Here is a 21228-nt window from a genome sequence, read left to right as displayed (position 1 = left end):
ATGCCGCCCACCGGGTCATCCCCGCGGACAACCCCATAGGTCTCCCCCACCCGGCCGAGGCCGAGTGTTAAGAAGGGGCCCTTCCTATACACCAGACGTTAAGAGGGGGCCCCTCCTTATGGTTGTAGCTGCAGTGGTGTTCGACCTGGACGGCGTGATCGTGGATTCCGAGCCGACCTGGGAAGAGGTCCGGCGGGCCTACGTGGCGGAGCACGGCGGGACCTGGCAGGAGGACACCCAGCGCCGGCTGATGGGGATGAGCACCGGCGAGTGGGCCCGCTATCTCAGCGGTGAACTCGGCGTGCGGCGCACCGCCGAGCAGGTCGCCGCCGAGGTGGTCGAGGAGATGGCCCAGCGGTACGCGGCCCGCGTACCGCTCATCGACGGGGCCGACCAGGTGGTGCGCCGGATCGCCGCCCGGTGGCCGCTGGGGTTGGCCAGTTCATCGCCGACCCGGCTGATCGCGGCGGCGCTGGCCGCCACCGGGCTGACCGGCGAGTTCCGGACCACGCTGTCGACCGAGCAGACCGAGCGGGGCAAGCCGGCGCCGGACGTCTACCTGACCGTGGCGCAACGGCTCGGGGTGGACCCGGCGCGCTGCGTGGCGGTCGAGGACTCCTCGAACGGGGTGCGCTCCGCCGCCGCCGCGGGGATGACGGTGCTGGCGGTGCCGCACGGGGCGTACCCGCTCGATGAGGACGCGCAGCAGCTCGTGGCGGCGACGCTGGGTTCGATCGACGAGTTGACGCCGCAGGTGGTGGAGCGGCTCGGCTGAAATCTCTACCGGACGCTCTCCGGCCCGCCTACGGTCGATGGTGGATCAACGCCCTCGACCGGGGGCGGAAGACGGAGGGATACGGGGATGAAGGCGATCGTGTACGAGCACATCGGCGACCCTTCGGTGCTCCACCTGGTCGACCGGCCGGTGCCCGAACCAGACCGGGGCGAGGTGCTGGTGCGGGTCGCGTACTCCGGTGTCAACCCGTCGGACTGGAAGATGCGCCGGCAGTTTCCGCTGCCGGCGGGGTGGCAGATCCCCGGGCAGGACGGTGCCGGTGTGATCGAGGCGGTCGGTGAGGGGGTCGACCAGGACCTGGTCGGCGAGCGGGTGTGGCTCTGGGAGGCGGCCTGGCAGCGGCCCTGGGGCACCGCCGCGGAGTACACAGTGGTGCCGGTCCGGCAGGCGGTACGCCTCGGTGACGCCTCTTTCGAGCTGGGTGCCTGCCTGGGCATCCCGTTCCTGACCGCGCACCGTTGCCTGACCGCTGGCGAATATCTGCCGGACAGCCTGCGGGCGGGTGCGTTGAGCGACCACACGGTGCTGGTGCAGGGCGGGGCGGGCGCGGTGGGCAACGCTGCGATCCAGCTCGCGGCCTGGGCCGACGCCTGCGTCATCGCGACGGTGAGTAGCGCGGAGAAGGCGCAGTTGGCGGCGGCGGCCGGTGCCTCGGTGGTGATCAACTATCGGGAGCGGGACGTGGTCGAGGAGGTCCGCAAGGTCGCGCCCGACGGGGTGCACACGATCGTCGAGGTCTCCCCCGCACGCAACGCGGCCACCGACGTTCAACTGCTGCACCACGGCGGGGTGGTCTGCGTCTACGCCGACGACGGGGGCGGCGAGGTGACGCTGCCGATCGGCCCGCTCGTGGTGCCGAACGCCCGTTGGCAGTTCGTGCTCGTCTACACGCTGCCGAAGGCGGCCAAGGCACAGGCGGTGGTGGACGTGGCGGCGGCTGCCGCGCAGGGTGGCATCCGGGTGGGCGAGGAGGCCGGTCTGCCGCTGCACCGGTACCCGCTCTCCGCGACGGCCGCCGCGCACCAGGCGGTCGAAGACTCGGTGGTGGGGAAGGTGCTGGTCAGCGCCAGCGAGTAACGCTCCTTAGCGGGCAGTTTTCTCCATCCGCCGGACAGAACTGAACAAGTCTCGCAATACTGACGGTGCGGGTCGCCCCGCAAAAAAGGGCGGCCCCGGCGCGGTGCGAACGCCGGGGCCGCCCACCGGGAGAGAGGTCTGTGCGAGGCCCGCTATCCCTAATGGCGATGATGCGCCGAAAAACGTTACGCCGGGGCCGGTTCCGCACATCCCGTCCGCCAATTCCGGTGGCCAGGGCCTTCTCCGGACGCACGGCGGCACCTTTGGGTAATTTGGCCGAGTGAGCATCTCCTGGGCTGATTCTTACGTCGGGCAGCTCCGTGCCCTGGCCGGTGACCGGACGCTGATGTTCGTCGGTGCCCGCGCCGTGGTCCGCGACAACGCGGCCCGGATCCTGCTGATCCGCCGCTCCGACAACGGGCAGTGGGCGATGCCCGCCGGGGCCATGGAACTCGGCGAGTCGATCGCCGACTGCGCCGTGCGGGAGGTACGCGAGGAGACCGGCCTGCGCGCCCTGCGGGTCAGCGCCTTCGCGCTCTACACCGGGCCGGATCGCACCCACACCAACATGTACGGCCACACCTACCAGATCTTCACCACCGCGTTCCGGGTGGAGGAGTGGGACGGTCAACTGGCCCGGGTCACCGACGAGACGAGCGACGCGGGATTTTTCCACCGCACGGCGATGCCGCACCCGCTCTCCCCCAGCGTCACGGAGACCCTCGCCGACCTGGACGTCTTCGAGCAGACCAACCGCCTGATCCTGAAGTAGGGCCGGCGGCTCAGAGCATCGTCTGGGACTTCGCCTCCATCTCGGCGGCGGCGTCCGGCTTCGACTCCCGGTCCAGCGGCTTGCCGCCCGGGGCGGGCGCTTCGCCGCCGAGCCCGTCGGTGCCGCCGGTCGCGCCCTGCGGGCCGGCACCACGCAGCTTCTCGTTCGGCAACGCCAGGGTGACCAGCAACGCCACGATCGCGATCAGCCCGGCGGTCAGGAAGACCAGGTGCAACGACTCGACGAACGCCGTCTGCACGGCTGCGCGTACCGGGGCGGGCAGGGCCAGGATGGTCGCCGGGTCGTTGATCGACACGCCCGCGCCACCGCTGCTGCCGGCTGCGGCCCGCTGCTCGGGAGTCAGTTGGGCGAGCGCCGCAGGCAACCGGTCGGCCATCTCGGCAGTGAGCCGCGACGAGAGCACCGCACCCAGGATGGCCACGCCGAAGGAACCACCGAGAGACCGGAAGAAGGTCGCCGACGAGGTGCCGGCACCCAGGTCCCGCAGCGTGACGGCGTTCTGCACGGCGAGGATCAGCGACTGCATGGACAACCCCAGCCCCACCCCGATGACGACCATGAAGCCGAACGCCACCCAGAGCGAGCTATCCACCCGCAGTCGGGTGAAGAGCAGCATCCCGACCAGCAGCAACGCCGAGCCGGTCACCGGGAACCACTTGTACCGGCCGAGCCGGCTCATCGCCCGACCGGTGAACACCGAGGTGACGATGATGCCGGCCATCATCGGCAGCATCAGCAGACCGCTGCGGGTCGGTGAGGCGCCCTTGACGATCTGAAGGTAGAGCGGAATGAAGATGATCGACCCGAACATCACCAGGCCCAGCACGAACCCGGCGCCGTTGGCCAGGGCGAAGGTGGCACTGCGGAACAGCCGCAGCGGCAGGATCGGCTCGGCGGTCCGACGCTCCTGGAGCACGAAGAGCAGAGCCAGCACGGCACCGGCCACGATCAACCCGACGATCACCCCGGATCCCCACGGGTAGGTCCCGCCGCCCCAGCTCAACGCGAGCAGCAGGCAGCTCACCCCGGCGACGAGCAGCATCGCGCCGAGCCAGTCGATCGCGTGCTTGCGGCGGGTGAACGGCACCAACCGCAGCACCCGCGAGCAGACCACGATGGCGAGGATCGCCAGCGGCACGTTGATGTAGAAGATCCACCGCCAGTTGGTCTCCGCGAAGTAGCCACCGGCCAGCGGGCCGGCCACCGAGGAGATCCCGAACACCGCACCGAAGATGCCCTGGTAGCGACCGCGTTCGCGAGGCGACACCACATCCGAGATGATGGTGAAGGCCAGGGTGATCAAACCGCCCGCACCCAGTCCCTGCACGCCGCGCGTGACGATCAACTGGGTCATGTCCTGGGAGAGTCCGGCCAGCAACGAACCGAGCAGGAACGTCCCGATGGAGAAGAGGAAGACCGGTCGACGCCCGTACAGGTCGGCCATCTTGCCGTAGAGCGGAGTCGAGGCGGTCGAGGCGAGCAGGTACGCCGTCACCACCCACGAGTAGTGGTTGATGCCACCGAGTTCACCCACGATCGTCGGCAGGGCGGTGCCGACGATCGTCTGATCGAGCGCTGCCAGCAGCATGCCGGTCATCAGACCGAACATCAGCAGGCGAAGCTGTCCCTTGTTCAACACCGGCACCGCACGGCCATCCGTGGTCATTGCGCCTACATTCCCCCACCACCAAAAACATGCCTGAGGTGCAAGGAGGGGCCCCCTCTTAACGCCTGGTGTAGAGCAGGGGCCCCTTCTTAACAAACGCGACCGGCAACCGGACAGGGCTCAGTGCCGCCCCTCGGCGAACTCCTCGACGATCTTCGAGCAGAAGGCCGGCAGATCGTCCGGATTGCGGCTGCTGACCAGCCCGTTGTCGGTGACGACCTGCTCATCGACCCACTCGGCACCGGCGTTGACCAGATCAGTACGCAGGCTCGGCCAACTCGTCAGCCGGCGTCCACGCACCACATCCGCCTCGACAAGGGTCCACGGGCCGTGGCAGATCACCCCGACCGGCTTGCCCGCGTCGAAGAACGACCGCACGAACCGTACGGCGTCCGGGTCGGCCCGCAGGAAGTCGGGGTTGGCCACCCCACCCGGCAACACGAGCGCGTCGTACCGACCGGGGTCGGCGTCGGCCACGCTCACGTCGACCTCGTACGACGTCGACTGGTCCAGATGGGTGAAGGAGGTGATCTTCCCAGGCTTGAGCGACACCAGCTCGGCCGCGGCACCGGCCTGCTCGACCGCCTGGCGCGGCTGGACGTACTCGACCTCCTCCACACCGTCGGTGGCCAGGAAAGCGACTCGCTTGCCCTGCAACGTGGCTGTCATGCTGTTTCTCCTCTCTGGGGTTCACCAGATCCCTGCCCGCCCAACGCCGGCCAAAAACGACATGTTAGGAAGGGCACCTTGTTGACGCCTTCCGGTGGAGATGGGGCGGCAGGTTTGACCCCGCTAGCCCGGGGGATCCGCCGGCATGGCACGAGCAGCAGCGGATCACCTCCGACTCGCCGACGTCGTGCAGAGCTGGCGTGAACGCCCGGTGCTGGTGATCGGTGACGCCATGCTCGACGAATGGCGGTTCGCCGACTCCGACCGGCTGTGCCGGGAGGCCCCGGCCCCGGTCCTCACCCTGCGCCGCCGCATCTCCGCCGCAGGTGGAGCGGCCAACACCGCGGTCAACGTCGCCACGCTGGGCGGGCGGTCGGTGCTGGTGGCACCCGTCGGGGCGGACGCGGCCGGCGACGAACTGCACGACTGCCTCGACCGGGCGGGCGTCTGGGATCGTACGGTCAGCCAACCCGGCCGCCCCACCCCGGTGAAACGCCGGATGCTGGCCGGTGACCAGATCCTGCTCCGGGAGGACTCCGGTGACCCGGACGATCCACTCAGCGACGTCGGGGTGGACTGTCTGCTGACCGCCATCGAATGCGCGACCGAGGAATTGCAGGCCGCCGCCGGTGGCGGCACCCCGGCCCTGGTGATCTGCGACTACGGCCTGGGTGCCCTGCCCGCGCCGGTACGCGCCTGGCTGGTCGCCCAACGGGACCGGTACGCCACAGTCGCCCTGGACGCGCATGACCTCGCCGACTGGCGTGGCCTCGCCCCCACCGTGGTCACCCCGAGCTTCGCGGAGGCGGCCCGGCTGCTCGCCCGCGCCGGCACCGTCGCCATGAGCACCACCACACGGTACGAAGGCGACGGCAGCAACAGCCGCGACAGTCGTGGTGGTCGTCCCCTGCACCTGGAACATCCGGAGATCGATCCGGCCGACGGCCCCTCCGAGCTGAGCGTCGGTGCCGCCCCCGGCGACGCGGCACTGCGCCGCACCGACGGTCCGACCGGCGAGCCCACCCCGGCCGAGGGACGCGTGGCGATGACCCGCGACGGGCTCAGCGTCACCGGCACCGGAGTCACCGTGAACGCCGACGCCGGTGCCGGCGTGGACCGGGCGCTGCTGGCGGAGTCCCGGCTGGCCGAGTTGCGCGCACACACCGGGGCGGACGTGGTCGCGGTGACGCTGGACACCGACGGCGCGGTGGTCGGTGGTGCCGACGGGCAGCCGGCGCGCAGCCACAGCACCCCGGTCCCGCCCAGTCACGCGGTAGGCGCCGGGGACGCGTACCTGGCCGCGATGACGCTCGCGCTGGCCGCCGACGCGCCGCTGTCGACCGCCGCCCAGCTCGCGCAGCTTGCCGCGACAAGTACGGTCACCGGCACCGGCACCTGCGTCTGCCATCGGGAGGACCTGCTCGCCGCACTCGGCTGCCCGGTGCCCGGCGGCGACGGCCGGCCCGCGCTCGTCGGCGCGGAGGGGCTTACCGAGATCATCACCGAGCACCGCCGCGCCGGGCGCTCCGTCGTCTTCACCAACGGCTGCTTCGACGTGCTGCACCGGGGACACGTGCGTTATCTGGAACAGGCCCGCGCGCTCGGCGACCTGCTGGTGGTGGCGGTCAACTCGGACGACAGCGTACGACGGCTCAAGGGGCCCGACCGGCCGGTCAATCCGGTCGAGGACCGCACCGCCCTGCTCGCCGCGCTGGCCTGTGTGGACCACGTGGTGGTCTTCGAGCAGGACTCGCCCGCCGAGCTGATCGAAGCCATCCGTCCGGACGTCTACGTCAAGGGCGGCGACTACCCGCCGGAGCTGGTGCCGGAGGCTCCGCTGGTGCAGCGCCTGGGAGGCCAGGTGCGCACCCTGGGGTACGTACCGGACCGTTCCACCTCCGCGATCATCGACCGGATCCGCGCGTACGGTCAGCAGGGCGCTGCGGAGATCGGCGCCGGCAGCCGGCCGGCGGGCCCGACGCCGACGACCTCGCCCGCCGCGACCCCGAGCCCGAGCCCGACCCCGACGTCCACGCTCGGCTCCTCGCCCACCGCCGAGCCGACCGCGACCGCATCATCCGGGTCCGGCGACAACCCGGCCCCGCCGCCGCTGACCGGCAAGGCGCCGTGAACCGTCCGCTGGCCGCCGGCACTGACCGCGACTTCCGCACCGACCGTCTGCTCGACGTGCTGGTGCCGACCCGCGACCGTCCCACCGAACTCGCCGTCACCCTCGCCGGGCTCGCCGCTCAGGAGGGGGTGCCGGGATTCGGGGTGGTGGTCAGCGACCAGTCCGACGGTGAGCCCGGGTACGCGCACCCGGCCGCGGCCACCATGGTCCGGGCACTGCGCCACCGGGGCCACCCGGTGCTGCTGACCCGTCGGCTGCCCCGACGCGGCCTGGCCGAACACCGGGCCGCCCTGCTCACCGCATCCGCCGCCCGGTACGTGCTCTGCCTCGACGACGACGTCTGGCTGGAGCCGGGGACGCTGCGCCGGCTGGTCACCGCGATCAGCGAGCTGGACTGCGGCTTCGTCGGCAACGCGGTGCACGGCCTGTCCTACCTGGATGACGTACGGCCCCAGACGCACCGGCACTACCAGGAGTGGACCGGTCGGCCGCTGCCGGAACGGATCCGACCCGGCACCCCCGAGTGGGATCGGGCGCAGATCCACTCCGCGGCGAACCTTCTGCACGTCACCGAGGCGCTGGCCCTTTCACCGGGTGAGTGGCGGGCGTACAAGGTCTCCTGGATCGGTGGGTGCGTGCTGTTCGACCGGGCCAAGTTGCTCGATTCCGGTGGCTTCGACTTCTGGCACCGGGTGCCGGAGCAACATCAGGGTGAGGACGTCGCCGCCCAGCTCACCGTGTTGGCGCGCCATGGCGGCGCCGGCGTCCTGCCCAGCGGGGCATACCACCTGGAGTCACCAACCACCGTCACCGAGCGTGACGTGGAAGCCTGGGAGATCGTTCTCGCCGACCACGACGCCACCCCCGGCGTGCCCCACCACCCGCCGCACGACGGCGGCTGAGGCCGGGTGTTAATAGGGGGCCCTTCCTATGCAGCAGGCGTTAATAGGGGGCCCCTCCTTACACCTGAAAGAGGAGTTCGCGGGCGGCTTCGATTACTTCGGGTATCGGGATGTCGGTGACGAAGGAGTCGCGGTGCGGGCAGTCTCCGTCGCCGGGTCGGTGCGGGTAGATGCCGGGTGTGCAGTCCACGCCGCAGACCGGGCAGTGCACCGTCCACGACGTGATCGGCCGGTGCCGGCCGCGTAGTGGGGTGGCTGTCGTGATCAGGTTGCCGACCCAGAAGATGCCGACCGTGGGGGTGCCGACGGCGGCGGCGAGGTGCAGCGGGCCGGTGTCGTTGGAGATCACCAGTTGGCAGTCGGCGTAGCAGCCGGCCAGCCCGCCCAGGCTGAGGGCGCCGACCAGCGGCCGGACCGGCACCCCGGCCGCCGACACCACCTGGTCGACCACCTCCTGCTCGGCGGGGGTGCCGGTGACCAGCACGTCGTGTCCGTCGCGGTGCAGCGTCCGCGCCACCTGGGCGAAACGGTCGGCGGGCCAGCGTCGCCGGGTGTCGGTGGCTCCGGGGTGCAGCGCCACCCGGGGACGCTCCGGCTCACCGAGCACTGCGCGAGCCTCGGCGCGGTCGCTGTCGGTCACCGTCAGCGTCGGAGTGACAGTGGTGGCCGGGGCCCCGACCAGCGCCGCCACCTCCAGGTAGCGGATGACCTCGGGTTGGTAGTAGACGTAGCGCAGCCAACGGTCCAGCGGTGGGGCGTCCTCGGCCCGCAGCCCGGCGGTGACCCGGGCACCGAGCGCGGCGACGAACGGGTTCGAGTGCGCGCCGCCCCCGTGCAGTTGGAGTGCCAGGTCGAAGTGTTCCGCGCGGGCGGCGGCCAGGAAGTCGACAATGCTCGACTCCGCCTCACCGGCGGTTGGCGTGCGGATCCCCGGCGCAGGTGGCACCACCAGCACCTGGTCCACCGGGCCCGGCCGGTCGCGCCAGAGCGCCGCGTGCCACGGCGCGCCGAGCAACACGATCTCCGCCTCCGGGTACGCCGACCGGAGCGCCTCCAGGGCCGGCAGGACGAAGATGAAGTCGCCGAGCGCGTTGGCGCGCAGCACGGCGATCCGGGCCACGTCGGGCACCAGCCCGGCGACCGGGGTGAGCAGGGCCGGGACGGCCACTGTGGCCGTTACCGGCCGGACTCGCCGACGGCGACGTCCGGCTGGTGCAGTTCCCGGTCCGCCGCCGGGTCGACGCCGCTCGGCGTACCCGTGAACGAGCCGGTGTGACGCGGCCCGGTGCGACCGACGGTGATGGTGCGTGGGGTGGGCCGGTTGGCTCGGGGCAGCTGGATCCGCAACAGGCCGTGATCCATCACCGCGTCGATGGTGTCCGCGTCGACTCGCGCCGGCAGCGGCACGCGGTACTCGAAGCCCCGGGTCTCGAAGCCGCCGGGGATGCCGTGGTCGGCGTTGACTTCGGCCTCGGTCCGGGCCCGTACGCACAACTCGCGGTCGTCCACCTCCACCGCGACCTCCTCCGGGGCGACTCCGGGCAGCCGGACGACCACCTCCCAGCCGACGTCGGTCTGCCCCATCTCGACCTCGGGCGGCCCCGGCCGGCCACCGACCAGCCGGCTCAACTCGGCCCGCAGCGACTGCAACTCACCCAGCGGATCCCAGCCCTGCTGACCTCCACGCCAGCCACGTCCCGCTCCGCTCATCGCGTGTCTCCAATCCGTTGGCTCTCCGAGACCGGCCGCAGGGAGCTTGGCGCGTCCAGGTTGGCGTCCGTGTCGACGCCGACGCCGAGCCGGTCGACCAGTTCGCCGCCGAGCCAGGCGCTCACGCCGAGAATGCCCAGGGCCACCACCTCGATCGCGATCAACGCCCCGCCGGCGTTGCGCGAATCGGCGTTGAGCCGTACCGCCCAGACCGCGGCGAAGAGCAGGATCACCGCGACGTTGGCTGCGGCGTGGGTGAGCGCCACCCGCTTGGCCCGGGTGCCGGCGGGTATCGCGAGCAGGTCAAACACCCCGGCCGCCGCGGCCAGCAGGCCGCCGATCAGGCCGACGGTGAGATTCCAGTACGCCACCTCGCCGAGGAAGTTCGGCCCGCCGACGGTGTCGATGAGGTCGAACAGCACGGCGGTGGTCAGCAGGGCGACCGGGAACATCACAAGCATCGGATGGACAGGATGACCCAGGATCTTGAGTCGACTCTCCATCTCCGGGGCCTCCACTGCTTCCTGGTCATGGCGGCGTCTTCGCTCGGTGTGAGCCGTACCCTGGCCCGCATCGGACAAACCTCACGGTCAGCGCGACTGAACCGGCGGGGCGGATTTCCGCCCAGGTGCCGTCGCCACGATCAACGCGACTGCACGGCATGCAGTGACGGCGGCGATCAGGCCATCGGTGGGCCGGGCCGGAGCAGCTTGACCTTGACACAGTGACAGGGTCTTCACTGTGGCCAAGGAGGTGATCACGTTGACACCGGCATCGGATCCACTGCGCGTGCGTCGCGGGCTGGAGCACGACAACTCGTCGGTACGACTGCGGGCGACGTTGGCGGTCGGCACCACCCCGGACCCGCAGTTCGTCGACAAGCTGATCGAACGATGCGCGGTCGAGCCCGAGTTCCCCGTACGCGAGATGCTGACCTGGGCCCTCACCCGGCACCCGGCAGCGGTGACGGTGCCGAAGCTCGTCGCCGAACTCCGCGCGGAGCCGCCACAGGCACGCAGCCAGGCGCTGCACACGCTGTCCAAGATCGGGGATCCGGGGGCCTGGCCGGCGATCACACCGGAGCTGCTCACCGACGCCGACGACGAGGTGGCCCGTGCCGCCTGGCGGGCAGCGGTGGTGCTGGCACCCGAGGGAGAGCGCCAGGAGTTGGCCGGGCTGCTGGCGACGCAGTTCGGGCGCGGCGATCGGGACACCCGGTTGAGTCTCAGCCGGGCGCTCGTCGCGCTCGGTGAGATGATCGTGCCGATCCTGGACGCCGCGCTGACCGATCGCACCGCTCGGGTTCGTCAGCACGCGGTAGCCACCCAACGGCTGCTCGGCGACCCGGAGGCCGACTTCGACGTCGCGATCGAGGAGGCGAAGCGCATCGTGGCCCTGGGGCAGCTCGGCCGAGCGGGGTGAGGCGACCATGTTGATCGGTGACGTGGCCCGACGCTCCGGGGTCAGCGCCCGGATGCTCCGGCACTACGAGTCGCTCGGCCTGGTGCGGCCTTCCGGTCGCACCAGAGCCGGCTATCGGGAGTACACGAGCGAGGACATCCGGCGGATCTTCCACATCGAGAGCCTGCGGTCACTGGGATTGTCGCTGCGTGAGGTCGGGCGCGCCCTCGACGATCCCGGTTTCACCCCCACCGTGCTCGTCGACGAGCTCATCCGGCAGACCCGGAAACGCATCGCGGCCGAGACGGAACTGCTCACCCGACTTCGCCGGATCGATGCCGCGGAACCCGCCGGCTGGGAGGACGTCCTCCAGATCGTCGCGCTGCTGCACCAGCTCGGGTCGGAGCACGCCGGGAAACGCCAGCGCGCCGCCCTCTCCTCGGTCGGCGAGGTCCCGGTGCCGGTGGAGGCGCTTGTCGAGGCGGTGCTCAGCGAAGCGGATCCGCACGTCGCAGGTGCCCTGCGGTGGGCGTTGGCGCAGTCCGGCGACGGCGCGCTGGCGCTGCTGGCGGAGGGGCTCGACGCGCCGGCCGCCGAGGTACGCAAACGCGCCGTGCAGTCCATCGCCGAACTGCCGACCGGTGCGGCCACCGCACTTCTGCGGGACGCCCTCGCGCACACCGACCTGGTGGTCCGCAGGTACGCCGCGCTGGCGCTCGGGGCCCGGGGAGTCGCCGAGGCGATCCCGACCCTGATCGACATGATCGTCGCCGAGTCGAACGACGTCGACGCGGCCGATGTGCTGAGCGAGCTGGCGCGTGATCCCGCGTTGTCGGATCAGATCGCCGCCGGGCTCGTCGACCGGCTCGCGCCCAGCACCGTGGCACCGTCGGCCCGGCGACGACTGGCCCAGGCGCTCGCGGGCATCCCGGGAATCGTGGCGTCCCGCGCCCTCGCCGAACTGTCGGCTGACCAGGATCGCGGCGTCGCGCTCACTGCGGTCTACATCCGCACGCTACGCGACGGGCGATAACCCGACCGCCCGACCGCCGGGAGCACCACTGATGCGGTCATCCGTCGCCTGGCACTGCCCTGCCGCACCGGCACGAGCGAACGATCCGCAGCGCGGGGGCATTGCCCGACCTCCCGAGTTTCATTAGGGTTGCCTAACCTAACTTCTGGGGGGGTTGATGTCGTCGCTCACTGCGGTCAAGGCGCTCGATGACCTGGACAGCGTCGTTGCCATTACCGACCAGGTCGAGGTCGAGGCTCTCGCCGAGGTTTACCGGCAGGTGCACGCCCACGACCTTCACCTCACCGACCACCAGGTACCGACGGTGGAGGAACGCCTACGATGGACCATCGACGCCCCTGGCTTCGAGGCGGCTCTCGGCTATGTCGACGGCCGACTTGTCGGGGCGGCGGCAGGCTGTCCGCTTCCCCCGGAGACCCTGTGGTGGCGTGACCTGACCACCGTCGGCGATCCCGACCTCGGGATCGAGTGGCCGGGCCGCACCTTCGCCGTGTGTGAGGCGTTCGTGCTGCCCGAATACCGCAGGCACCGCCTCGGCATACGGATGACGACGGAACTACTGGCCCGGCGAGGCGAGGAACGGGTGTCACTCGCGGTCGCCGAGACCAACACCCGGGTCTGGCACGCCCTGCAACGGACCGGGTTCGACCACGTCGGCGACCTCGTACCGTTCCCCGGCTGGCGCTCACACCGGATGCTCGTGCGGGCGCTGCCGCTGACCCGCCAGCCGTGAAGCTGCGCCCGCCGAGCCTCGCTGCCGCAAGCAGCCGCCCGCCTCGACCGGCACGTGACGCCGCTCGACAAGCTGATCGTCATTCGAACGCACCGACAGTGGAGAAACACGTGAAGCGGAACTGGGAAGCACTCGTACTGAAGGCGTTCGGCGGAAGGACCTTCCAGCTCACCGTCCTCGACAGTGAGCCGGTGGGCGACCACTACCAACGGCTACTCATCGACGGAGGCGAACTTCTGCAAACCTGCGAGGTCCACCCCACGATGTGGATTCGGCTGTGGTTCGACAACGAGGGCCGCTCGCACCAACGGGCGTACACGCTTGTCGATCCGGACCCGGACAGTGGGCGCTTCCATCTCGTGTTCGCCCTCCACGACGGTTGCGCCACCCGCTGGGCAACTTCGGCCCGGCCGGGAGACACCATCGAGGCGACCGTTCAGGGCAGTTCCTTCACGCTGCCCGATCCGGCACCCACCCGCGTCTACCTGATCGGCGACGCCGCATCGCTGCCGGCGATCAACAGTCTGCTCGACGTCGCCGGGCCCGCGTCGGCAACGGTCTGGATCGAGTACGCCCACGAAGGCGAGCGCGTCCTGCCGTTGCGCACCCGCCCGCACGACGAGGTGGTGTGGGTACCGCGACGCGACAACGGCGGCCACCTGGTGGAGACCGTCACCACGGCCCTCGATGCTGGCGATGACGGAGCCTTGTACTGGGTGGCCTGCGAGGCGGCCAGCACCCGCAACATCGTCAAGCACCTGCGGCGGACTCTCGGCGTCGGCAAGGAGAATGTGGATGCCCTCGCCTACTGGCGCGTACGCTGACAGCAACTCGACCGGCTGCGCAACGCGGGTGACAGCTACGACTACGGTGCTTCCGGGTTGCCGGCGACCACCCCACAGGTGGCCGGCGGGGCCGGCGAAGATGCCCGCGTACCTCCAGGGTTGCGGTCCGTGCTCGGTGACCACCTCGCCGCCGGCCACGCGGGCCCGGCCGGTCAGGCCCGCCACCGCGTCCGGGCTGGCCGCACCCCCCCTGCACGGAGTAACCGGCTCATCAGGTAGCAGGTTTGGCCGGGCCGCCCGACGGGCAGCAGTGAGCGGCACCGTGACCGCTCACATTTTCGGGAGGGCCCGATGCCGACGGTGTGGACGGCAGGCGGTCAGGAGGTGCAGAACGGTGCCTCAATGAGGTCGAGCTCACTGCAGTCGTATCCGGTGCCGTCGCCGTAGTACTTCCAGCCCGTACCGGCCTCGTAGTGGAACAGGTAGCCGCCGTTTCCGATGTTCGGCCCTCCGCGTCGGCTCCCGCCCAGTCCTCCACGCACTCCACCTTGCCGAGGGTCACGCCCTTCGGCAGTCCTGACTCAGCTGCGGCTGAGTCAGGACTGGATGCCTCCGTGCCGCCACAGGTGGTAAGTGCAAACAGGACAGTGGCAGCTGGCAGCAGAAGACGGCGTACGGACATTCCCGGACCCCTATGGATCGTGGCGATCGATGCTTACATCCGGGTACATGCGATCCACCGCCCGCAGGTTGCCGCCAACCAAAACTTTTCTCAGAATCTTTCGGCAACCAGTGCGCCGGGTGCCGTGGCCTGTCCCCTGCTCGTGGCCACCCGCCGCCGGAAGCGATGCGCTGTTCGCGACTGACCTTGCCTCGACTCTGGGACCGGAGCGGTGGCTGATCGCCGCTACCTTGTTGCCATGAGAGTGGCTCAAGCTCCGCCGTACGAGGTTCGACAGAGCCGACTCCGAACCGCACTGCGGCTGGCGCTGTACAGCCTGTTGCCGGTTCTGTTCATGGCGGTCGGCCTGTGGGACCTGTCCGAGCGCTATCCGTTCTTCCTCGCCGGACTGGCGTTCGGGGCTGTCATCGCCGCCTTAATGTTCAAGCGCATCCGCAGCGCGGTGCATCGGGAGCCACTCTTCGTCATTGACGAGCAGGGCGTCCACCTCGGCCCGGATGCGTTTGGTCGGCCGGCGAAGCACGAACCGTGGCCCGGTATCGAATTCGTGGTCCACTTCACCGGCATGGAGCGGATGACGGACATTGAGTTGCGTAATCACCGCTACGTCGGTGTCGTCCGTGGTGGCAGAGTCGTCACCTTCCGGGCGGTGAGCGGCTGGCGGTTGAACGTCAACCGAGCTGCCGCAGCAGTCGACCGGTTCGGCGGGGGAGCGTCGTTTGCCGAGGCACCGGCTCACAGCGAAGTACCGAACAAATGGTATTTCCCGCTCGCCTTGCCGCCAGGGTGGCTTGCCGCCCATTCCCAGCCTGACGACCGGAGACCCCCTCCCGCGGTCCCCGGGACAGCACGCTGATCAAACGGCCAGCAACGCCGCGGTGCGGTACCAGCCGTGACCAACCGCCCGGCGAGCTGACTCGGCGGCAGCCAGATTGGATTGCCGCGCAGGTCCCGGGCGGACCCACCGCGCCGGTTGGTCGGTGGCCGCGATGACGGACCGGTTGCTGATCGACCCGACTGAGGACATCCAGGTCACCGTGTCGTTCTCGGCAATGTGACCGCTTGGCTTCCCGCGCCTGCCGAGCCGTTTCCGCTGGCCTGGCCGTGGGATGAGGTTGACACCGAGGAGCTGCGGATCTTGACAGGCTCAACACCCGGCAGCAGACCGGCAACGTCGATGCCGTCGTCAGCGAGTTCTGCAACCGGCCGGAATGCTACATCGGGAGAACGTTCTTCCGGGAGAAATACGCAGCCGCCCGCTTGAGGAACTCGTTCCCACCTCAAGCTGACGATGACGGCGGCGCAGCTCCTTCTTCTGTGCTGGTCGGCTGGCCCATGCCACCACCGGGGTCGTCAGTATCAGCTTGGGCCAGCCAGTTGCGCAGGCAGGACTCGCTGATCCCGAGATCCTTCGCGTGCGCACCTGGCGTGGCTGGAGCGGCAGCTCGAGCGCCCCGCTACCCGGACGGATACTGGAGAGATGCGCGTCCAGCAGTACCTGACGGGTTCTGACTCGCCTTCGGGAAGGGTAGAGATAACTCCCAACCCGACTGGGGGCTAGCAGGCTCGCACAAGATCCAGAAACCGTGGACGCTCATTTCCATGACCACACAGAAAATCTCCCGGTTCCATCGGGCTGCCCTGGCCCTCGTCCTTCCCGTCGCCGTGATAGGGACACTCGCCGCGTGTGATGACTCGGCGGCGCCGCAGGCCGCGCCCGCGGCCAGTCCGGAAGCCGCGGTTCCCTCGACCTCGGTAAGCGCGGCGCCCGCAGCGGGCTTGCATATGATCGCCAACAACGGGCATCAGCTTGCCTTCCACGTCACGCCCGGAGGTTCTCCCACCATCGTGCTGGACGCCGGCGGCGGCGAGGACTCCTCGTACTGGGATGCCCTGGTGCCGCAGCTGTCGCAGGCCACCGGATCGCAGATCATCACCTACGACCGGGCCGGTATGGGCGCCAGCGAGGAGGTGCAGGGCCCATGGGACCCCCAGGCCGCCGCCTCCGACCTGCAGGCCGGTCTGCGTGAACTCGGCGTCACCCAGAACGTGGTCCTCGCGGGCCACTCGCAGGCAGGGGAGGTGGCCCACTACTTCGTCCTCGCGAACCCCGGCGTTGTCTCCGGGGCGGTGCTGATCGATGCCAACGTGCCGCAATTCTTCACCGACACCCAGATCCAACGAATTGTCACGATGACCGCGCCGCAGATCGAAGAGCTCAAGAAGGCGCCGTCGACGAAGGCGAACCGCCAGCTCATTGCCACGGCCGACAACTTCGGTCCCACGCACCAGGCGTACCACAAGGTCTCCTGGCCCGACAGCGTCCCCGTCATCTATGTCGTGTCGGACAAGACACCCTTCGACGGATCTCCGCAGGACGCTCAGGCCTGGCGCGACGCGGCCGCCGCGTTCGTCAAGGCGGGGCCCGACCGCACCCTCGTCATCGCCAAGGGCAGCTCGCACGACGTTCCCCAGGACAAGCCCGTCCTGGTGCTCAACGAAATCGCACAGATGACCGCCACCGTCAAGTAACGGCATCGTGCCAGCGGGTGGCAGGGGCCCCGATCTCGATGACGGCGAGGTGGCGGCAGAGATTCCGGGGGCGGGCCGACACTGCTTGCGCGGCGGGTAAGGTGTGCGCCGGTCGACGGCTCAGCGAGCTGAGCCGTCGACCGGCGACGCCAGCTTCCATTGCCGAGAACGGACAACCTGGGTGCTGGCCCCGCAGGGAGTGAAGGAAACCCCACCGCGGAAATTGCGGATCGCCCGGGGCCGATATGGCCCGACCGCCAGTCCCGTCGATTCGGCACGATGCGCGATGAGGGAGTGAAATGACCGATTCCAGCGGAACCACACTTCCCGGCGGCTCCTCGCCCTCGCGGGAGCGCTCCGGGCCTGGTCCCGTCGCACGCAGCGGTCCAGCTCCGCGCTCCGCGCTGGCCTTGCGGATGAGCCTGTTGGGCTGGTCGCTGGTGTTGGTGACGGGTTCGGTCCTGGGTGCCGTGCTGGCCACGGTCTGGATCACCTCGGTGTCAATCGCCGCTCTCGTCGTCGGAATCCCCTTGATTCTGCTCACCACCGCACTGGTGCGCTGGCTTGCCGACCTGCACCGCCAGTGGGCCGCCGACCGGCTCGGCGTACCGGTGCCCGCCCACCCCTATCAGCCGACGCCGGACGCCGGGTGGCTGGCGCGGCTCTGGACGATCCTGCGCGATCCGGCGACGTGGCGGGACTGGATCTGGTTGGTGGTCAACTCGATCACCATATGGTTGAGTAGCGGACTGTCGCTGCTGTTCTTCGCCTTCGGAGTCGTCTACCTGACCTATCCGCTCATCTATCAACTGACGCCTCCTCAGGTGTTCCGCACCCCGATGGGGGAGACCTTCCGGCTGCACAGCGTCGCGCAGTCTTTCGCGCTGGTACCGCTCGGTCCGGTTTTCCTTCTGCTCTGGTACACCACTGCGGCACGCCTGGCGAACCTCAACGCTCGGGTGATCCGCGCTCTGCTCGGCCCCACCGAGCAGGCGCGCCTGCGGGCCCGCGTTCAACAGTTGGCGACCACGCGCGCTGAGACCCTCGACACCCAGGCCGGCGAGCTGCGCCGAATCGAACGCGACCTGCACGACGGCGCGCAGGCCCGGCTGGTGTCGCTGGGTATGAGCCTGGGCTTGGCCGAACAGTTACTGCCCAAGGATCCGCAGGCAGCCCAGCAGCTGCTGGCTGAGGCCCGCGAGTCGACCTCCAGCGCCCTGACCGAGCTGCGCGACCTGGTACGAGGCATCCATCCGCCGGTACTGGCCGACCGTGGCCTGGAGGGCGCCCTCAAGGCCCTGGCCCTGGTCAATCCGATCCCGACCACGGTGGTGACCCGCCTACCCGGACGGCTGCCGGCCCCGATCGAGTCCGCGGCCTACTTCGCCGTCGCCGAGGCCTTGTCGAACGCCATCAAGCACGCCCAGGCCCGGCAGATCAGGATCACCGTGGAGTTCGCACCCCATCGGGACGGCGCTGCAGGAGAGTTGACAATGCTGGTGTCCGACGACGGCCGTGGGGGTGCTTCGATCGATGCCGGCACCGGCCTGCGTGGCATCCAGCGTCGGCTGGCGGCCTTCGACGGCACGCTGGCCGTTGACAGTCCGCCGGGCGGACCTACCGAGGTGAGGATGTCACTGCCGTGCGTATCGTGATAGCCGAGGATCTCGCCCTGCTCCGCGAGGGCCTGATCAGGATCTTGCAGGCCAATGGGTTCGAGATTGTGGAAGCCGTCGACAACGGGGCCGCCCTGATCCGGGCGCTGATGACACACCGTCCCGACGTCGCCATCGTCGACGTGCGGTTGCCGCCGACCTTCACCGACGAGGGACTGCGTTCCGCCATAGAAGCCCGCCGGCAGATTCCAGGGCTGCCCATCATGGTGCTCTCGCAGTATGTCGAGCAGGTCTACGCCAGAGAGCTGATGTCGGATTGCGCGGGCGCGGTGGGCTACCTGTTGAAGGACAGGGTTACGGACGTCGACCAATTCGTCGCCAGTGTCCGGAAGGTCGCTGCCGGCAGCACCGTCATGGACCCCGACGTGGTGAGGGCGCTGCTCACCCACCGCTCCACCGACCCTAAGCTCCTGGAGCTGAGCCCACGCGAGCATGAGGTCCTCACCCTGATGGCCCAGGGCCGGTCGAACGCTGCGATCGCCGCCCGGATGTTCGTCACCGAGAAGACTGTCAGCAAACACAGCAACAGCATCTTCACCAAACTCGGTCTCAAGCCCTCCGAGGACGACAACCGCCGGATCCTGGCGGTCCTGGCCTACCTGCAGGGCTGAGAAATCGATATAACGATGCCCTGACCTGCGTCTCCGCTGGTCAGGGCATCCTCTGAGCCGCCTGACGGAATCGAACCGTCGACCTACGCATTACGAGTGCGTCGCTCTAGCCGACTGAGCTAAGGCGGCAACGATGGTCAAGTGTACGGCACGCGCTGACCCGGGTTGGAGCGGGATTGCCGAGTCGGGAACCGGACGTCGGGGCACTTTCGACGCGGCAGGAGCGGGCTGACGGCACTAGGCTGCGGCGGGTGAGCGAGGACCCCTTCCCCCGCGACGAACCGGTCGACCCGGTCGGCCCGCGCCCCGAGCCCGCCAGCCAGCAGCCGCCCGCCCACGGATCCGAACCGCCGGGCGACGCGACGGACACTCCGCGCGGACCGTACGCCGAGGAGGCGGCCGGTGGACGGGATGCGCGCCGGCCGCGCAGCACCGACCCGTTGGAGCTGGGCTTCACGCCGCGTAAGCCGGTGCCGTGGCTCGCGCCGCTGCTGTTGATCAGCACCGGCCTGCGTACGCTGCTGGCCCTCCTCTTCGGTGCGTACCTGGACAAGCGGGAGTTGCAGAAGGCCCTCGACGCGGAGATCGCCACGCAGGTCGGGCCGGACGGTGGGCTCTGGCTGGATTACGTGGCCGACCTGGGCGACGGCTTCAACGCGACGTACTCGGTGGCCTACCTGCTCGCCCAGCGGGAGCTGGAGGTGGACGGGCACCGGCTGCCCCGGGCGCAGACCCTGGTGATGGGCGGCGACCAGGTCTATCCGTCGGCCGACTACGCCGCCTACGAGGATCGGTGCAAGGGGCCCTACCAGGCGGCGTTGCCCGGCACCCCGCCGGAACAACCGACGATCTTCGCGGTCCCGGGCAATCATGACTGGTACGACGGGTTGACCGCGTTCCTCCGGCTCTTCGTCCGCACCCGGGACCGCCACTTCGGTGGCTGGCGCACCGGCCAGTCCCGCTCGTACTTCGCCATCCAACTGCCCGCCGACTGGTGGCTACTCGGCCTCGACGACCAGTCCGGCTCGTACGTCGACGATCCGCAACTGACCTATTTCGACACGGTGGCGAAGCGGCTGGGACCGCAGAGCAAGGTGATCCTGGCGGTGCCGGCACCGGCGTGGGTGAAAACCGTCGACCACCCCACGGCGTACGACTCGATCGACTATTTCATCCGGACCATCGTCGCGCCCACCGGCGCCCGGGTCCGGCTGCTGATCTCCGGCGACCTGCACCACTACGCCCGGTACAGCGGGCCGGATGGCCGCCAGTTGGTGACCTGCGGCAGCGGCGGCGCCTACCTGTACCCGACGCACAAGCTGCCGGAGCGGATCGAGGTGCCGCCCCGGGACACCCTGGCCCGCCGGTCCAGCCCCTCCCAGACGTACGACCTGGCCGGCCGCTATCCCGACGCGGCCCGCTCCCGGCGCTACGGCTGGGGAATCTTCGGCCGGCTGCCCCGCCGGAACCCCGGCTTCGCCACCCTGCTCGGCATCCTGCACACCCTGCTCATGCTCTCCATAGCCGGAGTGGCCGACTTCCGGTCGGTAGCCTCCGAGCAGCGCCTGTTCAGCGTGCCGCTGGTGATGATGGTGCTGGTGACAGTCCTGGCAGCGGCGCTGTTCGCCAAGCCGCCCAGCTCCAGCGGCAAACGACACGCCCGGCACTGGCTGCTCGGCGTCGGCCACGGAATCGCCCACGTCGGGCTGGCCGCCGCCGGCACCTGGGCGTGGCTGGCCCTGCCGTTCCACGACTGGCCCTGGCCGCTGCCCGCAGTCGCCGCAGCCACCATCTACCTACCGGTGATCGGCCTGGTGGCCAGCCAACTGGTAGCCGCGTACCTGCTGGTGGCGAGCTGGTTCGGGGTCAACGTGAATGAACTCTTCGCCGGCCAGGGCATCGAGGACGCGAAGGGCTTCGTCCGCATGCGGATCGACCCCGACGGCACCCTCACCCTCTACCCCATCGTCATCGACCGCGTCGCCCGCAACTGGCAGGTCAACCCCGACCAGTCCCCCGAGTCCTCCTGGC

The 21228-nt window shown here is 69.8% G+C and carries 20 protein-coding genes and 1 tRNA gene; 14 read left to right on the top strand and 7 right to left on the bottom strand.

Going from position 1 to position 21228, the window contains the following annotated elements; all coding sequences use genetic code 11:
* Positions 1–118: 118 nt before the first annotated feature.
* From C1I93_RS15120 to C1I93_RS15110, 3 genes are all read left to right on the top strand, one after another.
* A complete protein-coding gene (locus C1I93_RS15120; RefSeq protein ID WP_111243922.1) occupies positions 119–775 on the top strand; it encodes an HAD family hydrolase in 657 nt (218 codons plus the stop codon).
* Between the two features lie 87 nt (positions 776–862).
* Entirely contained in the window at positions 863–1873 is a 1011-nt protein-coding gene (locus tag C1I93_RS15115; protein WP_111243921.1) for an NADPH:quinone reductase, read from the top strand.
* A gap of 280 nt (positions 1874–2153) precedes the next feature.
* Positions 2154–2645 carry an NUDIX domain-containing protein gene (locus C1I93_RS15110; RefSeq protein WP_111243920.1) on the top strand — a complete coding sequence of 164 codons (492 nt, stop codon included), beginning with the start codon at positions 2154–2156 and terminating at the stop codon, positions 2643–2645.
* A 10-nt stretch (positions 2646–2655) separates the two neighbouring features.
* On the opposite strand, the gene C1I93_RS15105 is transcribed toward C1I93_RS15110, so the two are convergent.
* A complete protein-coding gene (locus C1I93_RS15105) occupies positions 2656–4332 on the bottom strand; it encodes an MDR family MFS transporter (protein ID WP_111243919.1) in 1677 nt (558 codons plus the stop codon).
* Between the two features lie 120 nt (positions 4333–4452).
* Positions 4453–5001 (bottom strand): type 1 glutamine amidotransferase domain-containing protein, encoded by a 549-nt coding sequence (locus tag C1I93_RS15100; protein ID WP_111243918.1) that lies wholly within the window; start codon positions 4999–5001, stop codon positions 4453–4455.
* A 145-nt stretch (positions 5002–5146) separates the two neighbouring features.
* On the opposite strand from C1I93_RS15100, the gene rfaE2 reads away from it, so the two are divergent.
* Complete coding sequence (rfaE2, locus tag C1I93_RS15095; protein ID WP_111243917.1) at positions 5147–7132, top strand: D-glycero-beta-D-manno-heptose 1-phosphate adenylyltransferase; 1986 nt, start codon at positions 5147–5149, stop codon at positions 7130–7132.
* Entirely contained in the window at positions 7129–8034 is a 906-nt protein-coding gene (locus C1I93_RS15090) for a glycosyltransferase family 2 protein (protein WP_111243916.1), read from the top strand. The genes rfaE2 and C1I93_RS15090 overlap by 4 nt, the downstream gene beginning before the upstream one ends.
* Positions 8035–8092: 58 nt before the next feature.
* On the opposite strand, the gene C1I93_RS15085 is transcribed toward C1I93_RS15090, so the two are convergent.
* Genes C1I93_RS15085 through C1I93_RS15075 form a run of 3 tightly spaced genes read right to left on the bottom strand, consistent with a single transcriptional unit; the run spans position 8093 to position 10247 of the window.
* Entirely contained in the window at positions 8093–9202 is a 1110-nt protein-coding gene (locus C1I93_RS15085) for a glycosyltransferase family 9 protein (RefSeq protein ID WP_111243915.1), read from the bottom strand.
* 8 nt (positions 9203–9210) lie between these two features.
* A complete protein-coding gene (locus C1I93_RS15080) occupies positions 9211–9744 on the bottom strand; it encodes an Hsp20/alpha crystallin family protein (protein WP_111243914.1) in 534 nt (177 codons plus the stop codon).
* The gene (locus C1I93_RS15075; protein ID WP_111243925.1) at positions 9741–10247 is read right to left on the bottom strand and encodes a DUF2231 domain-containing protein; all 507 of its coding nucleotides are present in this window, start codon (positions 10245–10247) and stop codon (positions 9741–9743) included. Before C1I93_RS15075 ends, C1I93_RS15080 begins: the two co-directional genes overlap by 4 nt.
* A 259-nt stretch (positions 10248–10506) precedes the next feature.
* Between C1I93_RS15075 and C1I93_RS15070 the strand changes: the two genes are divergently transcribed.
* The 4 genes from C1I93_RS15070 (at position 10507) to C1I93_RS15055 (ending at position 13735) form a co-directional block, all read left to right on the top strand.
* Positions 10507–11166, top strand: coding sequence for a HEAT repeat domain-containing protein (locus C1I93_RS15070; protein WP_111243924.1), 660 nt, complete (start codon positions 10507–10509; stop codon positions 11164–11166).
* A 7-nt stretch (positions 11167–11173) separates the two neighbouring features.
* On the top strand, positions 11174–12178 hold the full coding sequence (locus C1I93_RS15065; RefSeq protein WP_111243913.1) for a MerR family transcriptional regulator: 1005 nt from the start codon (positions 11174–11176) through the stop codon (positions 12176–12178).
* Positions 12179–12335: 157 nt separating this feature from the next.
* Entirely contained in the window at positions 12336–12911 is a 576-nt protein-coding gene (locus C1I93_RS15060) for a GNAT family N-acetyltransferase (protein WP_111243912.1), read from the top strand.
* A 110-nt stretch (positions 12912–13021) separates the two neighbouring features.
* Positions 13022–13735 carry a siderophore-interacting protein gene (locus C1I93_RS15055; RefSeq protein WP_111243923.1) on the top strand — a complete coding sequence of 238 codons (714 nt, stop codon included), beginning with the start codon at positions 13022–13024 and terminating at the stop codon, positions 13733–13735.
* A 338-nt stretch (positions 13736–14073) separates the two neighbouring features.
* On the opposite strand, the gene C1I93_RS31615 is transcribed toward C1I93_RS15055, so the two are convergent.
* Positions 14074–14238 (bottom strand): hypothetical protein, encoded by a 165-nt coding sequence (locus C1I93_RS31615; RefSeq protein ID WP_181445176.1) that lies wholly within the window; start codon positions 14236–14238, stop codon positions 14074–14076.
* Between the two features lie 378 nt (positions 14239–14616).
* Here C1I93_RS31615 and C1I93_RS15045 point away from each other — a divergent pair, with 378 nt between their 5' ends.
* The 4 genes from C1I93_RS15045 to C1I93_RS15030 all read left to right on the top strand — a co-directional run bounded on the left by C1I93_RS15045 (position 14617) and on the right by C1I93_RS15030 (position 19197).
* A complete protein-coding gene (locus tag C1I93_RS15045) occupies positions 14617–15234 on the top strand; it encodes a hypothetical protein (protein ID WP_146603508.1) in 618 nt (205 codons plus the stop codon).
* 746 nt (positions 15235–15980) lie between these two features.
* Positions 15981–16910 carry an alpha/beta fold hydrolase gene (locus C1I93_RS15040; protein WP_111243910.1) on the top strand — a complete coding sequence of 310 codons (930 nt, stop codon included), beginning with the start codon at positions 15981–15983 and terminating at the stop codon, positions 16908–16910.
* 299 nt (positions 16911–17209) lie between these two features.
* Positions 17210–18565, top strand: a complete 1356-nt coding sequence (locus C1I93_RS15035; RefSeq protein ID WP_111243909.1) for a sensor histidine kinase — start codon at positions 17210–17212, stop codon at positions 18563–18565.
* Complete coding sequence (locus tag C1I93_RS15030; protein WP_111243908.1) at positions 18553–19197, top strand: response regulator; 645 nt, start codon at positions 18553–18555, stop codon at positions 19195–19197. The genes C1I93_RS15035 and C1I93_RS15030 overlap by 13 nt, the downstream gene beginning before the upstream one ends.
* Before the next feature lie 55 nt (positions 19198–19252).
* Here C1I93_RS15030 and C1I93_RS15025 read toward each other — a convergent pair.
* Positions 19253–19326, bottom strand: a tRNA-Thr gene (locus C1I93_RS15025).
* Between the two features lie 47 nt (positions 19327–19373).
* Here C1I93_RS15025 and C1I93_RS15020 point away from each other — a divergent pair.
* Positions 19374–21228: metallophosphoesterase family protein (locus tag C1I93_RS15020; protein WP_438819582.1), on the top strand; the 1855-nt coding region annotated here is incomplete at its 3' end.

Source organism: Micromonospora endophytica, from assembly GCF_003236305.1.
Classification (GTDB): domain Bacteria; phylum Actinomycetota; class Actinomycetes; order Mycobacteriales; family Micromonosporaceae; genus Micromonospora; species Micromonospora endophytica.
Note: the sequence above shows the minus strand (reverse complement) of the source record. Positions and strands in the feature narration are given on the sequence as shown.

Bases quoted from the DNA above. Each gene is read 5' to 3' on its own strand.
- C1I93_RS15115 (WP_111243921.1), top strand. From the start codon at position 863: ATGAAGGCGATCGTGTACGAGCACATCGGCGACCCTTCGGTGCTCCAC.
- C1I93_RS15060 (WP_111243912.1), top strand. From the start codon at position 12,336: ATGTCGTCGCTCACTGCGGTCAAGGCGCTCGATGACCTGGACAGCGTC.
- C1I93_RS15105 (WP_111243919.1), bottom strand. From the start codon at position 4,332: ATGACCACGGATGGCCGTGCGGTGCCGGTGTTGAACAAGGGACAGCTT.
- C1I93_RS15075 (WP_111243925.1), bottom strand. From the start codon at position 10,247: ATGGAGAGTCGACTCAAGATCCTGGGTCATCCTGTCCATCCGATGCTT.
- rfaE2 (WP_111243917.1), top strand. From the start codon at position 5,147: ATGGCACGAGCAGCAGCGGATCACCTCCGACTCGCCGACGTCGTGCAG.
- C1I93_RS15065 (WP_111243913.1), top strand. From the start codon at position 11,174: ATGTTGATCGGTGACGTGGCCCGACGCTCCGGGGTCAGCGCCCGGATG.
- C1I93_RS15035 (WP_111243909.1), top strand. From the start codon at position 17,210: ATGACCGATTCCAGCGGAACCACACTTCCCGGCGGCTCCTCGCCCTCG.
- C1I93_RS15080 (WP_111243914.1), bottom strand. From the start codon at position 9,744: ATGAGCGGAGCGGGACGTGGCTGGCGTGGAGGTCAGCAGGGCTGGGAT.
- C1I93_RS15040 (WP_111243910.1), top strand. From the start codon at position 15,981: ATGACCACACAGAAAATCTCCCGGTTCCATCGGGCTGCCCTGGCCCTC.
- C1I93_RS15045 (WP_146603508.1), top strand. From the start codon at position 14,617: ATGAGAGTGGCTCAAGCTCCGCCGTACGAGGTTCGACAGAGCCGACTC.
- C1I93_RS15100 (WP_111243918.1), bottom strand. From the start codon at position 5,001: ATGACAGCCACGTTGCAGGGCAAGCGAGTCGCTTTCCTGGCCACCGAC.
- C1I93_RS15120 (WP_111243922.1), top strand. From the start codon at position 119: ATGGTTGTAGCTGCAGTGGTGTTCGACCTGGACGGCGTGATCGTGGAT.